This is a genomic window from Mesorhizobium sp. LSJC280B00 (genome assembly GCF_000502835.1).
Classification (GTDB): domain Bacteria; phylum Pseudomonadota; class Alphaproteobacteria; order Rhizobiales; family Rhizobiaceae; genus Mesorhizobium.
In genome coordinates, this window is sequence record NZ_AYVL01000010.1 from 91,041 (window position 1) to 103,255 (window position 12,215).

At 61.8% G+C, this 12,215-nt stretch carries 14 protein-coding genes; 10 read left to right on the forward strand and 4 right to left on the reverse strand.

The window, feature by feature from the left end:
- Positions 1–28: 28 nt before the first annotated feature.
- From cyoA to cyoD, 4 genes are read left to right on the forward strand one after another with little or no spacing between them, the layout of a single operon-like run.
- The gene (gene cyoA, locus X773_RS55605) at positions 29–952 is read left to right on the forward strand and encodes a ubiquinol oxidase subunit II (RefSeq protein WP_084641133.1); all 924 of its coding nucleotides are present in this window, start codon (positions 29–31) and stop codon (positions 950–952) included.
- A gap of 2 nt (positions 953–954) precedes the next feature.
- Positions 955–2,961 carry a cytochrome o ubiquinol oxidase subunit I gene (gene cyoB / locus X773_RS55610; RefSeq protein WP_023677047.1) on the forward strand — a complete coding sequence of 669 codons (2,007 nt, stop codon included), beginning with the start codon at positions 955–957 and terminating at the stop codon, positions 2,959–2,961.
- Positions 2,958–3,608 (forward strand): cytochrome o ubiquinol oxidase subunit III, encoded by a 651-nt coding sequence (gene cyoC, locus X773_RS55615; RefSeq protein ID WP_023677048.1) that lies wholly within the window; start codon positions 2,958–2,960, stop codon positions 3,606–3,608. The genes cyoB and cyoC overlap by 4 nt, the downstream gene beginning before the upstream one ends.
- Positions 3,605–4,033 carry a cytochrome o ubiquinol oxidase subunit IV gene (cyoD, locus tag X773_RS55620; protein ID WP_023677049.1) on the forward strand — a complete coding sequence of 143 codons (429 nt, stop codon included), beginning with the start codon at positions 3,605–3,607 and terminating at the stop codon, positions 4,031–4,033. Before cyoC ends, cyoD begins: the two co-directional genes overlap by 4 nt.
- A gap of 153 nt (positions 4,034–4,186) precedes the next feature.
- On the opposite strand, the gene X773_RS55625 is transcribed toward cyoD, so the two are convergent.
- Positions 4,187–4,675, reverse strand: coding sequence for a YbhB/YbcL family Raf kinase inhibitor-like protein (locus X773_RS55625; protein ID WP_023677050.1), 489 nt, complete (start codon positions 4,673–4,675; stop codon positions 4,187–4,189).
- 136 nt (positions 4,676–4,811) lie between these two features.
- Here X773_RS55625 and X773_RS55630 point away from each other — a divergent pair, with 136 nt between their 5' ends.
- The 3 genes from X773_RS55630 (at position 4,812) to X773_RS55640 (ending at position 6,687) form a co-directional block, all read left to right on the forward strand.
- Complete coding sequence (locus tag X773_RS55630) at positions 4,812–5,993, forward strand: DUF3182 family protein (RefSeq protein WP_023677051.1); 1,182 nt, start codon at positions 4,812–4,814, stop codon at positions 5,991–5,993.
- Positions 5,994–6,082: 89 nt separating this feature from the next.
- Positions 6,083–6,454, forward strand: coding sequence for an STAS/SEC14 domain-containing protein (locus X773_RS55635; protein ID WP_023677052.1), 372 nt, complete (start codon positions 6,083–6,085; stop codon positions 6,452–6,454).
- 17 nt (positions 6,455–6,471) lie between these two features.
- On the forward strand, positions 6,472–6,687 hold the full coding sequence (locus X773_RS55640) for a hypothetical protein (protein WP_031211849.1): 216 nt from the start codon (positions 6,472–6,474) through the stop codon (positions 6,685–6,687).
- A 39-nt stretch (positions 6,688–6,726) separates the two neighbouring features.
- Here the strand turns inward: X773_RS55640 and X773_RS55645 are convergent, their stop codons facing one another.
- Positions 6,727–7,050 (reverse strand): hypothetical protein, encoded by a 324-nt coding sequence (locus X773_RS55645; RefSeq protein ID WP_023677054.1) that lies wholly within the window; start codon positions 7,048–7,050, stop codon positions 6,727–6,729.
- 204 nt (positions 7,051–7,254) lie between these two features.
- A complete protein-coding gene (locus tag X773_RS55650) occupies positions 7,255–7,692 on the reverse strand; it encodes an Lrp/AsnC family transcriptional regulator (RefSeq protein WP_023677055.1) in 438 nt (145 codons plus the stop codon).
- Positions 7,693–7,821: 129 nt separating this feature from the next.
- Between X773_RS55650 and rocF the strand changes: the two genes are divergently transcribed.
- Both rocF and X773_RS55660 read left to right on the forward strand, forming a co-directional pair.
- Positions 7,822–8,742 (forward strand): arginase, encoded by a 921-nt coding sequence (gene rocF / locus X773_RS55655; protein ID WP_023677056.1) that lies wholly within the window; start codon positions 7,822–7,824, stop codon positions 8,740–8,742.
- A 3-nt stretch (positions 8,743–8,745) separates the two neighbouring features.
- On the forward strand, positions 8,746–9,813 hold the full coding sequence (locus X773_RS55660; RefSeq protein ID WP_023677057.1) for an ornithine cyclodeaminase: 1,068 nt from the start codon (positions 8,746–8,748) through the stop codon (positions 9,811–9,813).
- A 16-nt stretch (positions 9,814–9,829) separates the two neighbouring features.
- Here X773_RS55660 and X773_RS77340 read toward each other — a convergent pair whose 3' ends face one another.
- Positions 9,830–9,991 (reverse strand): hypothetical protein, encoded by a 162-nt coding sequence (locus X773_RS77340; RefSeq protein ID WP_023677058.1) that lies wholly within the window; start codon positions 9,989–9,991, stop codon positions 9,830–9,832.
- A 271-nt stretch (positions 9,992–10,262) separates the two neighbouring features.
- On the opposite strand from X773_RS77340, the gene X773_RS55665 reads away from it, so the two are divergent.
- Positions 10,263–12,212: a PrkA family serine protein kinase gene (locus tag X773_RS55665; protein WP_023677059.1), complete on the forward strand. Its 1,950-nt coding sequence runs from the start codon at positions 10,263–10,265 to the stop codon at positions 12,210–12,212.
- Positions 12,213–12,215 lie beyond the last annotated feature (3 nt).

Below are 12,215 nucleotides of genomic sequence, written 5' to 3' on the forward strand. Positions count from 1 at the left end.
ATCGGTTTTCAGGAAACGGCGAGATCTCATGCTGCTGAGGGTGATCGTTCGAAACTGTGCCGCCATCCGTCTTGGCTGCCTCGGCGCGACGATTTTGCTGGTCGGGCTGCTTGCCGGCTGCCAGGGCGGCGTGCTCGATCCGCAAGGGCCGGTGGGGGCGGCGCAGCGGACGATCCTGCTCAATTCGGTCGCCATCATGCTGGCCATCGTCATCCCGACGATCGTGGCGACGCTCGGCTTTGCCTGGTGGTTCCGGGAAACCAACACAAGAGCGCGGTACCTGCCGGAATGGGCCTATTCCGGACGCATCGAACTGGTGGTCTGGTCGATCCCCATCCTCGTCATCCTGTTTCTGAGCGGCATCATCTGGATCGGGTCGCATGACCTCGATCCAATGAAGCCGCTGGATTCGCAGCAAAAGCCGCTTGAGGTGCAGGTCGTCTCGCTCGACTGGAAATGGCTGTTCATCTACCCCGAGCAGAATGTGGCGAGCATCAACCAGCTCGTGGTGCCGGCGGGCAGGCCGGTGCATTTCTCGCTTACCTCGGCAAGCGTCATGAACGCGTTCTTCGTGCCTCAGCTTGGCGGCATGATCTATACGATGAATGGCATGACGACGCAGCTTCACCTGCAGGCGGATCAGCTCGGCGAATTCTATGGGCGGTCGGCCCATTTCAGCGGTGACGGTTTTCCAGGCATGCAATTCGTGCTGCATGCCGTCGCAGCGGATGCCTTCGACGCGTTTGTCAATTCGGCGCGAAGCCAGGGACAGGCACTCGACAAGGCCAGCTACCAGGAACTGGCCAGACAGAGCATCGACGTGCCGCCTTCGACCTATCGCTCGGTCGAGCCGGACCTTTTCCATGAAATCGCGACGCAGGGCGTTCCGCCCGCGCCCGGTCCCCAGGCCGGTCGCCCCGAGCCGAGCGTATCGCCCGCGACAGGAGGCTGACAATGCTCGGAAAATTGAGCTGGGACGTCATTCCGTTCGATCAGCCTCTGCCGATGATCGCCTCGGCGGTCGTCGCCCTGGCAATTCTCGGCGTGCTGGCCTGGGTCTTCCTGGCCGGCCATTTCCCCTATCTGTGGCGCGAATGGATCACCAGCGTCGATCACAAGCGGATCGGCGTGATGTACACGCTGCTGGCGCTGCTGATGCTGCTGCGCGGCTTCAGCGACGCCGTCATGATGCGGTCCCAGCAAGCCCTCGCCTTCCAGGCGCCCGGCTATCTGCCGCCCGATCACTTCAACCAGGTCTTTTCCGCCCACGGCACCATCATGATCTTTTTCGGGGCGATGCCGTTCGTCATCGGCCTGATGAACCTGGTCGTGCCGCTGCAGCTCGGCGTCCGCGACGTTGCCTTTCCGACGCTCAACTCGGTGAGCTTCTGGCTCACCGCCACCGGTGCGCTGCTGGTCAACATCTCGCTGGTGATCGGCGAATTCGCCCGTACCGGATGGCTGCCCTATCCGCCGCTCAGCGAGACCGCCTATTCGCCGGGCGTCGGCGTCGACTATTATCTGTGGGCGGTGCAGATATCGGGCGTCGGAACGCTGCTCACCGGGATCAATTTCGTCACCACGATCCTGAAGATGCGGGCGCCCGGCATGAGCTACCTCAGGATGTCGATGTTCTGCTGGACCTCACTCGCCGCCAGCCTGCTCATCGTCGCCGCCTTCCCGATCCTCACCGCCACGCTCGCGATGCTGACGCTCGACCGCTATTTCGGCTTTCATTTCTTCACCAATGAAGCCGGCGGCAACATGCTGATGTTCGTGAACCTGATCTGGGCCTGGGGCCATCCCGAGGTCTATATCCTCGTCCTGCCGGCGTTCGGCATCTTCTCGGAGGTCATCTCTACCTTCTCCAGCAAGCCGCTGTTCGGCTACCGCTCGATGGTGGCCGCGACGCTCTTCATCTGCATCGTCTCCTTCATGGTGTGGCTGCACCACTTCTTCACCATGGGCGCCGGGGCCGACGTCAACGCCGCGTTCGGCATCGCCACCAGCATCATTGCTGTCGGTACCGGCGTGAAGATCTACAACTGGATGTTCACCATGTATGGCGGCCGCATCCGCTTCGCGACGCCAATGCTGTGGTCGCTGGGCTTTATGGTGACGTTCGTCATCGGCGGTATGACGGGCGTGTTGCTGGCCGTGCCGCCAGCCGATTTCCTGCTCCACAACAGCCTGTTCCTGGTGGCGCATTTCCACAACGTCATCATCGGCGGTGTGCTGTTCGGCGCCTTCGCGGGATATACCTACTGGTTTCCAAAGGCATTCGGTTTCCGGCTGCACGAGGGCTGGGGCAAGCTGGCCTTCTGGCTGACTCTGATCGGCTTCTACGTCACTTTCGTGCCGCTCTACGCTGTTGGCCTGCTCGGCATGACCCGCCGAATGCAGCATTTCGACGTGTCGGCATGGTATCCCTGGGTGCTGGCTGCCGGCGTCGGCATGTTAATCACTACCGCCGGCGTGGTCGCGCAGATCGTACAGCTCGTCGTCAGCATCCGGCAGCGCGCGGCGCTTCGCGACGCCACCGGAGATCCCTGGGACGGCCGCTCGCTGGAATGGGCCACGCCCTCGCCGCCGCCGGTCTTCAACTTCGCCGCGCTTCCGCATGTCGAGGGCGAAGAGCCCTACTGGAGCATCAAGCAGCGGGCACGCGAACAAAACCGGCTGCGCGACGAGCCTGACTACGAGCCGATCGAGATGCCGCGCAACAGTCCCACCGGGTTCATCTGCGCCTTCTTTGCGACCGTAATGGGTTTTGCCCTCATCTGGCACATCTGGTGGATGGTGGCGCTCGGCGCTCTCGGTGCTTTGGCCACCTTCGTCGTATTCGCGTGGCGCGACATCCCCGAATACGTCATTCCTGCCGCCGAAGTCGCCCGGATCGACCGCGCCAACCGAAGTGCCCGCCGCGAGGCGCTGGTTACCTACACAGGGCCAAGGCCATGACCGCGATCGATGTTCGAGAGCGTGACCCTTACCGCCTCCATGGCGGGCACGGCCATGCACCTGGCCACGGCGACGGCGGCCCGGCACCGATCCGGATCGTCGTCGGCTACGGCTTCTGGATCTTCCTCCTGAGCGACATCGTGATGTTCTCGGCCTTCTTCGCGGCCTACGCCGTGCTGGCGGGCAAGACGGCGGGCGGACCAAGCGGGGCCGAGCTGTTCGACCTGCGCAACGTCGCGATCGAGACGGCGGCCCTGCTTTTGTCGAGTTTTACCTGCGGTCTCGCCAGCCTCGCCGTGACAGCGCGGCGAAGCTCCTGGTTCTATGTCGCGATGGCTGTCACTTTCGTGCTCGGCGCCAGCTTCATCCTGCTCGAGTTGCGCGAGTTCGCGCATATGGTTGCCCGCGATGCCGGACCGACGCGCAGTGCTTTCCTGTCGGCGTTCTTCACGCTGGTTGGATGCCATGGCCTTCACGTGACGGCGGGGCTGCTGTGGCTGCTCACGATGATGGCGCAGATCTTCGCCAAGGGATTCCGTGACGATATTCTTCGGCGTTTCATGTGCTTCAGCCTGTTCTGGCACGCCCTCGACATCATCTGGGTCGCCCTGTTCACGGTGGTCTATCTCCTGGGAGCAAGTCGATGAGCAATGCGGACGATCGCCACGCGCAACGGCGCGACACCGATGGGCTGGAGCGCTACGACATCGATACGGCGCCGGGTGACGAATACCTCGGCGACACCGAAGTCGGATCCGGGCTACGCGGCTATGTGATCGGCCTCGGGCTGGCAACGCTGTTGACCATCGCCTCGTTCTGGTTGCTCGGAACCAACCTGATATGGGCACCCGGCATTCCGGTGGCGCTGGTCGTGCTTGCGATCGCCCAGATGGGCGTGCATCTCGTCTTCTTCCTGCACATCACGACGGGGCCGGACAACACCAACAACGCTCTAGCGCTTGCCTTCGGCGTGCTGATCGTAGTTCTGGTGATTGGCGGCTCGATCTGGATCATGGCCAACCTCGACCACAATTTGATGCCGATGAACGCGATCATGAACATGAACCGCTGATGCATGTCGCGCAAAAGTGTGCAGCGGTTTTGTGATAACGACATGCGTAAAAACAAGAATCTAAAGCGCGTCGCATGAGGCCGATCGAACGCGACGCGCTTTAGCGATTATTCCGGCCGTTCGCCGCAGTTCATGCGACAGCGAGCTCCGGTCTCAAGCCCGTTCGAATGTGCCGACGAGCTCGGCCTCTCCCACGACGTGCGGCGCGGCCTGTTTCAGCACGTCTTCGACGGCAGCCTTCTCGTCGAGACGCAGCGTCTCGACGTCGACCGCAAGAAGCCGGAAATGGTAATGGTGGAGCCCATGCCCAGGCGGCGGCTGGGGGCCGTCATAATGAGGATTGCCGAAATCATTGACGCCGTGTCCGAGGCTCTCGGTCTTGGCGCCGGCGGTCGTGCCTTCGGGAAGAAAGTTCCGCTGTGCGTCGATGTCGTAGACCGCCCAATGACGGAACATGCCTGAAGGGGCGTCGGGGTCCTCGACGGCCAGGACGAAGCTTTCGGTTCCTTGCGGCGCGTCCGTCCACTCCAATGGCGGCGAGACGTTGCCGCCGTCGCGGGAATAGCGCGGCGGTATTTTTTCGCCATCGAGCTTTGAGCGTGAAAGCCATGGTCTCGATCTCCCTGGCTGAGGTTCCCGCATAACAACCGCGAGCCACCGATGTTCCGGGCAGCCACCTGGTCAAACCCGCAGCCGGCCGTTGGCCGGAACATTCGCCGAGGAAGCGGGTTTTTCGGTTCGGACGCATCGCCGCGGAATGGCGGCAAGAGGCTCGGCAATGGACGAAGGGCGCGACATGACCGGGCTAAGCGGTAAGCAACCAAGCGGGGCGAAAGGTGTTGTGGTCGCATTCTCCGTGCCGGGCGGCGAGACAATCTATACCCACGAGCGGGAAACCGTCGCTGCCGTTGCGCGCACGATTGCGGCGTTGAAGGGCTTTGCCTTCCGCCAGGGCCTGCGTGACGGCGGCGGTGACAGTGGCCGACTGTATTTCGTGCCGGACGACAGCCTGCTTGCCGTCGATGCGCTCCAACTGGGCATAAACGGGCCGGACGACCTCTTCGGCGGTGTGGTGCCCTGGCGCCTCGCAACCACCAAGGCCATAACCCACGAGCTGGTGGACGGATCGGCGGCACGGCCAAAAGAATGGCACGCCGGCTTCGGCAGGGCCGTCGCCGCGGCCGTACTGCCCGGTTACACCGCATTTTCACGCCACGACGCGCTGCGCGCAGCGCAACGTCTGCTGGAGCTCGGGCTGGTCCGGTTCAAGCCACCGCGCGCTTCGCGGGGCCGCGACCAGCACACCGCCGCGACGGTCGGCGATGTCGAAAGGCTGCTGGACCAATATCCATCCTCTGACCTAAGCGAATACGGCCTTGTTCTCGAAACGCAGCTTCGCGACATCGTTACGCTGAGCGTTGGCAGAACCATGATCGACGAATTGTCGATCAGCTATTACGGCACCCAGCGGACGACGACCGACAACGACGGACAGCCCGTTTACGGCGGATCCGATCTGGTCGTCGTGCGCGGCGGATGGGAGGCGCTGGATGAGCTGCGATTATCGCCGACGCTGGGTTTGGCCGTGGCGCAGGCGAGGACCTACGACGCGGCGATGGATGGCTATCCCGGATTTTTCGCCTCACGGCGCAACTACGACATCGGCCAAGGTGTCGATTCCTCGGGCATCTGGCGATCGGGAGTGCTGGAAGCCAGTTGGCGGATCGGCGGCAGCAGCACGGCCGAGCTTGCGGCAATGGACGCCATGACGCGTGACCCCGACGTGCAGATTGTGCATGTCTCCGCCGTCAAGCAGTTCGGCAACACCGCGCAGCTGCCGCTGAATGCAGAAATCCACTTCGACGGAGAGGACCCCGAGGAGGGCCAAATCACGCGTTACACCGTCGTCACCCAGGTGATCCGAGGGCCGGTCGGGGAAGCCGGCCGATCGTCATTTTAGGTCGAAGTGAAACACGCCTTTGGCAGGGAACATCCGCGAATGGCCCGAGTTTGTTTCAGGCAGCCAGCCAGTCAGAAACCGGGGGAAAAATGATCGAGATGATTTCCGCTCCCCAGAACGTCGCCGCCTTTCGTGTCACCGGCACTGTGACAGCGGACGACTACGACAGAGTCATCCCGGCAATCGAAGCCAAACTGAGCGACCATAAGGACATCGGCGTCCTGACCGATCTTACCGATTTCGAGGACATGACGGCTGGCGCCTTGCGGCGCGACCTGCAGTATGGGCTGAGCAAACTTGGCGAGCTCCACCGCTTCAAACGTGCCGCCGTGATTTCCGACAAGCAGTGGATCAAGGCAGCTACGGAAATGACGGACGCGCTGTTTCCGCAAATCGAGGCGCGGGTGTTCCCGGAGGACGAAAAAGCCCAGGCCCTGAAATGGGTGGCAGGCGTACAATAGCGGTGTTGGAGAGTGCCATGCCGTTCGACAAACGACAGGATTCAGAAGGCCTCTGGGAGGTCTATGACAGCGAGAGCGACGAAGCCGTCGTGGTCGGCGGGTTGCCGCTTTCCGGTCTCGACGAAAGCGAAGCCGATGAAGCGATCGAAAAGCTCAATCGGGGCGATCTGACGTCGGACAACATCCCCGAGACGGTTCGGTCAGGGTGGCCTCCGACCAAGGACGGCTTGTGATGACAGCCTGACGGACGTCACCGAGGACCGGTCGCGGATCTACGACGAGGCCTTGACCCCGAGCTTGCGGGCTTTGTCCTCAAATTCGTCGCGAATATCCTCGATCGTCGGCAGATGCAGGCGCCGCAGCTGGGAGTGCAACTTTTTGGCGGCATCTGAGCTCAGGTCGCGCTTGAAATTGGTCGCGACCTCCTCGGCCGAGCCGTAATGGCGATAGCGCTCGATCTCGGTCTTCGTGGCTTGCTGGACGTGCTCGAGCGTCTTGCGTTCGGCATCGGATTTTCCGTCTGGTTTGGCCCGCACGACCGGATTGAACGCTTTGCTGATAACGAATTCGACCAGTTCCTGCTGGGCGTGAGCCATGATTGTTCTCCCTCGAAGAAGGGCTGTCCGAGCCTAGAACGGTTCATCGGGGGAAACGCTGAACCGATCTCTCTTGTTTGACGCAATTCCGAACGGAAAACCGTTTCACACTTTTCCTGGAATTGCTCTAACCGCACCGGCAATTGAAGGTTCTGTGGCTTCGGATTTCGTTATCGCTACAGGCCCAAGGCGGTTCCTCGAAGGTCACAGCCGCGCCTTGGTGGTGCGCGGCGTTGCCAGGAGCAGGCTTGTTTCGCTGCCGGTAATTCCGGGGATCAGGCGGATACGTCTCAGCACCGCGTCGAACTCGCTCAGGGTCTGGGTTCCGAGTTCTATCACCAGATCCCAGCGGCCATTGGTGGTGTGGATGGTCGAGACCTCGGAGAAGCCGCCCAGCGCCCGAATGACGCGATCGGCGGCGTGGCCTTCGATCTCGATCATCATGATGCCACGCACGCGCTGATCGACCGCGTCGGCGCGCAGAATGACGGTGTAGCCGACGATGACGCCGTCTCTTTCAAGCCGCTCGATCCGGGACCTTACCGTTGCCCGGGAGACACCCAGGCTAACGGCAAGGTCGGAAATGCTGCGCCGGGCGTCGTGCCGCAAAGAGGTGATGATCTGCTCGTCGAGGTGGTCCATGATTGCTCACAACGGAAGTAGATGCTGCCGCTATGGTAAGGCACTTCGACAAATTTGCCAATTTGACATGTTCATTCTGCCAGCGATGCCGGCTTCAATAAAGGCATCGTAATTGGCGGGGTATGACAAATGCATTGCACGATCGTTGGGGCGCCGATCCAGGCCGGCTCAGGCCGCATGGGCTGCGAGATGGGGCCGAGTGCGCTGCGCACGGCCGGCCTGGCCGGCGCACTGACCGAGCTCGGCCATACGCTGACCGACCTCGGAACGATCGTCCCTGCCGACATGCGTCCTGTCGTACACGGCAACGCGGCGGTGAAGGCGCTGCCGGAAATTGCGGCCTGGACGGCGGCAATCAGCGAAACGGCCTATGCCGCGAGCGCCGATGCGATGCCGATCTTTCTCGGCGGCGACCACAGCATTTCGGCCGGCACGCTCGCCGGCATTGCCCGCCGGGCGGCGAATGCCGCCCGGCCGCTCTTCGTGCTGTGGCTCGATGCGCACCCCGATTTTCATACGCTCGACACGACGACCAGCGGCAATTTGCATGGTGTGCCGCTGGCTTATGCCAGCGGGCAGCCCGGCTTCGAGGGCTATTTCCCCCGCCTTGCAGCGCAGGTGGAGCCGGCTCGCATATGCGCGCTGGGGATCCGCAGCGTGGACCTGGCGGAAAGGGATGCATTGCGCAGAGCCGGCGTGACGGTCCACGACATGCGTTCGATCGACGAGCACGGCATCGCGCAACTGCTTCGCGCCTTTCTCGAACGGGTGAGCGCCGCCAACGGCATGCTCCACGTCAGCCTCGACGTCGATTTTCTCGACCCGTCGATCGCCCCGGCGGTCGGCACCACCGTCCCAGGCGGCGCCACCTTCCGCGAGGCGCATCTGGCGATGGAAATGCTGCATGACAGCGGCCTCGTCACCAGTCTCGATCTGGTCGAGCTCAACCCTTTTCTCGACGAACGCGGCCGCACCGCCACGCTTTTGGTCGACCTGACCGCAAGCTTGATGGGCCGGCGGATCATGGATCGCCCAACGAGGGGGTTCTGAGCCATGACGGTCAATTTGAACATCGTTCCCTTCGTCAGCGTCGACCGCATGATGAAGCTGGTGCTTGCCATCGGCATCGAGCGCTTTCTGGTCGAGCTTGCCGCCTATATCGAAGAGGATTTCACGCGTTGGGAGCTGTTCGACAAGACGCCGCGCGTCGCCTCGCACAGCATTGACGGCGTCATCGAGCTGATGCCGACCAGCGACGGGCAGCTTTACGGCTTCAAATACGTCAACGGGCATCCGAAGAACACGCGTGACGGCCGCCAGACCGTGACCGCTTTCGGCGTGCTTGCCGATGTCGGCAACGGCTATCCGATGCTGCTTTCGGAAATGACCATCCTGACGGCGCTCAGAACCGCCGCAAGCTCGGCCGTCGCGGCGAAATACCTCGCTCCCGAGGCCGCCCGGTGCATGGCGATCATCGGCAATGGCGCGCAATCGGAATTCCAGGCGATTGCGTTCAAGGCGCTGCTTGGCGTCGACAGGCTGCGCCTCTACGATATCGACCCGGCGGCCTCGACCAAATGCATGAAGAACCTTGCCGGCATGGGTTTCGACATCAAGCTCTGCGCGTCGGCGCAGGAGGCCGTCGAAGGTGCAGAGATCATCACCACGGTGACCGCCGACAAGCGGTCGGCAACAATCCTGACCGACAACATGGTCGGGTCCGGCGTGCACATCAACGCGGTCGGCGGCGACTGCCCGGGCAAGACCGAGCTGCATCGCGACATTCTGCTGCGCTCGAATATTTTCGTCGAGTATCCGCCGCAGACGCGCATCGAAGGCGAGAGCCAGCAGCTCGATGCGGACCATCCGATCACCGAATTGTGGCAGGTGATGACAGGAAAGGCAGCAGGCCGGACGGACGCCGGACAGATCACGCTGTTTGATTCCGTCGGCTTTGCGATCGAGGATTTTTCCGCGCTGCGCTACGTCCGCGATCAGCTTCAGCGGACCGGCCTTTACGAGGAACTAGACCTTCTGGCCGATCCCGATGAACCGCGTGACCTGTTCGGCATGCTGCTGCGCGCCGAAAAAGTGGCCGGGCTGGCGGTTGCCGGCAGCTGAGCTGCGATCCTGTCGGTCAGTCCTTCTTTTCCTGGTACAGGCGCTCGGTGGCGCGGTCGCTTTCCCTGCGCTCCGCCGGGCCGCGACGGCGCTGCGTGAGCAGGGCGTAGGCGATCAGGATTGCCAGCAGCAGTGGACCGCCTGCAACAACGAGCAACCACAAACTAGTCTCAAACATCGAACCGTCTCCTTTCCTTCACAACCGGGAAGGACCAGAACCGTTCCTCCGTCTTATCGGAGGTCGCCCGCACGGCGTGGCGCGATTCAGGATTTAATGCTTCGAGCGGGGCGTTCCACGCCTTGTCTGCACTCAGGATGCCCTTATCTAGAGTCTTATCATTCGGTCACAGGCACTCTCTGCAAAGTGAAGGGAACCACAAGGGCTTTCCGACATTTGGTTGTTCAAGAGACAAACGTGCAGCCACACCGGCTCCGGGGCTAGGAATACCATGCGTGAGAATCAATCCGACGTCTTCGATCTGTTTTCCGAGGTTTACAAGAATGCGGCGCAGGAGGAGATAAGCCTCCAGCAATATCTGCTTGCCTGCCGCGAGGACAAGTCGATGTACGCCTCGGCGCCCGAGCGGATGGTCGAGGCGATTGGCGAGCCGACCTTTGTCGATACCAGCAAGGACGAGCGGCTTGGCCGTATTTTTTCGAACCGGACGATCAAGATCTATCCGACCTTCGCCGACTTTTACGGCATGGAGGATACGATCGAGCGTATCGCCGGTTATTTCCGCTATGCCTCGCAAGGGCTCGAGGAACGCAAGCAGATACTCTATCTCCTCGGCCCGGTCGGCGGCGGCAAGTCCTCGCTTGCGGAGCAGCTGAAAAGGCTGATGGAGCAGCGTCCGATCTATACGCTGAAGGTCGGCGGCCAGGTCAGCCCGGTGTTCGAATCGCCGCTCGGGCTGTTCGACCCCGACCGCATGGGCGACCTTTTGGAGGATAAATACGGCATCGCCCGGCGGCGGCTGAACGGCCTGATCTCGCCCTGGGCGGCCAAGCGCCTCGACGAATTGTCCGGCGACATCTCCAAATTCAGCGTCGTCAAGCTGATGCCGTCCAGGCTTCGCCAGATCGGCATCGCCAAGACCGAGCCGGGCGATGAGAACAACCAGGACGTTTCGGCCCTGGTCGGCAAGGTCGACATCAGGCAGCTGGAAAACTTCAGCCAGTCCGATCCGGATGCCTATTCCTATAGCGGCGGCCTGAACCGGACCACGCAAGGACTGCTCGAATTCGTCGAGATGTTCAAGGCGCCGATCAAGGTGCTGCATCCGCTGCTGACCGCGACCCAGGAAGGCAGCTACAACGGCACCGAGAATTTCGGCGCTTTCCCCTATCAGGGCATCATCGTTGCCCATTCCAACGAATCGGAATGGCTGCAGTTCAAGAACAACAAGAACAACGAGGCGTTCCTCGACCGTATCCTGGTGGTCAAGGTGCCGTATTGCCTGCGGGTCACCGAAGAGCGGCAGATCTACGAGAAGCTGTTGCGCGAAAGCGAATTGGCCTCCAGCCCCTGCGCTCCGGAAGTGCTCGATATCCTCAGCCGGTTCACCGTTTCGACCCGCCTGGCCGAACACGACAATTCGCCGCTCTACACCAAGATGCGCGTCTATGACGGCGAGAACCTCAAGGAAACCGATCCCAAGGCGAAGTCGGTCCAGGAGTACCGAAACGCGGCCGGTGTCGATGAAGGCATGACCGGCGTCAGCACCCGCTTCGCCTTCAAGATCCTGTCGCAGACCTTCAACTACGACACCGAAGAGGTGGCCGCCGATCCGGTGCATCTGATGTACATCCTGGAAGAGGCGATCAAGCGCGAGCAGTTCCCGAAGGAAACAGAGGCGGACTATCTCGATTTCATAAAGTCGGAGCTGGCGACCCGTTATGCCGAGTTCATCGGACACGAGATCCAGAAGGCTTATCTGGAATCCTATAGCGAATACGGCCAGAACCTGTTCGACCGCTACATCGCCTATGCCGATGCCTGGATCGAGGATCAGGACTACAAGGATACCGATACCGGCCAGATCCTCAATCGCGAGGTTCTGGACAACGAACTGTCGCAGGTCGAAAAGCCGGCCGGCATCGCCAATCCCAAGGACTTCCGCAACGAAGTGGTGAAGTTCACGCTGCGCGCGCGGGCCAGAAACCATGGCCGCAACCCATCATGGACAAGCTACGAAAAGCTGCGCGAAGTCATCGAGAAGCGGATGTTCGGGCAGGTCGAAGATCTGCTGCCGGTGATCAGCTTCGGCTCCAAGCAGGACAGCGTGACGGAGAAGCGGCATACCGAATTCGTGCAGCGGATGATCCAGCGCGGCTACACCGAGCGCCAGGTCCGCCGGCTGGTGGACTGGTACATGCGGGTGAACAAGGCGGGTTGAAGC

Excerpts from the sequence above, each read along its gene's own strand:
- X773_RS55625 (WP_023677050.1), bottom strand. The coding sequence starts at position 4,675 with ATGCGGGAACCTCAGCCAGGGAGATCGAGACCATGGCTTTCACGCTCA.
- X773_RS55665 (WP_023677059.1), top strand. The coding sequence starts at position 10,263 with ATGCGTGAGAATCAATCCGACGTCTTCGATCTGTTTTCCGAGGTTTAC.
- cyoD (WP_023677049.1), top strand. The coding sequence starts at position 3,605 with ATGAGCAATGCGGACGATCGCCACGCGCAACGGCGCGACACCGATGGG.
- cyoB (WP_023677047.1), top strand. The coding sequence starts at position 955 with ATGCTCGGAAAATTGAGCTGGGACGTCATTCCGTTCGATCAGCCTCTG.
- cyoA (WP_084641133.1), top strand. The coding sequence starts at position 29 with ATGCTGCTGAGGGTGATCGTTCGAAACTGTGCCGCCATCCGTCTTGGC.
- X773_RS55630 (WP_023677051.1), top strand. The coding sequence starts at position 4,812 with ATGGACGAAGGGCGCGACATGACCGGGCTAAGCGGTAAGCAACCAAGC.
- cyoC (WP_023677048.1), top strand. The coding sequence starts at position 2,958 with ATGACCGCGATCGATGTTCGAGAGCGTGACCCTTACCGCCTCCATGGC.
- rocF (WP_023677056.1), top strand. The coding sequence starts at position 7,822 with ATGCATTGCACGATCGTTGGGGCGCCGATCCAGGCCGGCTCAGGCCGC.
- X773_RS55650 (WP_023677055.1), bottom strand. The coding sequence starts at position 7,692 with ATGGACCACCTCGACGAGCAGATCATCACCTCTTTGCGGCACGACGCC.
- X773_RS55645 (WP_023677054.1), bottom strand. The coding sequence starts at position 7,050 with ATGGCTCACGCCCAGCAGGAACTGGTCGAATTCGTTATCAGCAAAGCG.
- X773_RS55635 (WP_023677052.1), top strand. The coding sequence starts at position 6,083 with ATGATCGAGATGATTTCCGCTCCCCAGAACGTCGCCGCCTTTCGTGTC.
- X773_RS55660 (WP_023677057.1), top strand. The coding sequence starts at position 8,746 with ATGACGGTCAATTTGAACATCGTTCCCTTCGTCAGCGTCGACCGCATG.
- X773_RS77340 (WP_023677058.1), bottom strand. The coding sequence starts at position 9,991 with ATGTTTGAGACTAGTTTGTGGTTGCTCGTTGTTGCAGGCGGTCCACTG.
- X773_RS55640 (WP_031211849.1), top strand. The coding sequence starts at position 6,472 with ATGCCGTTCGACAAACGACAGGATTCAGAAGGCCTCTGGGAGGTCTAT.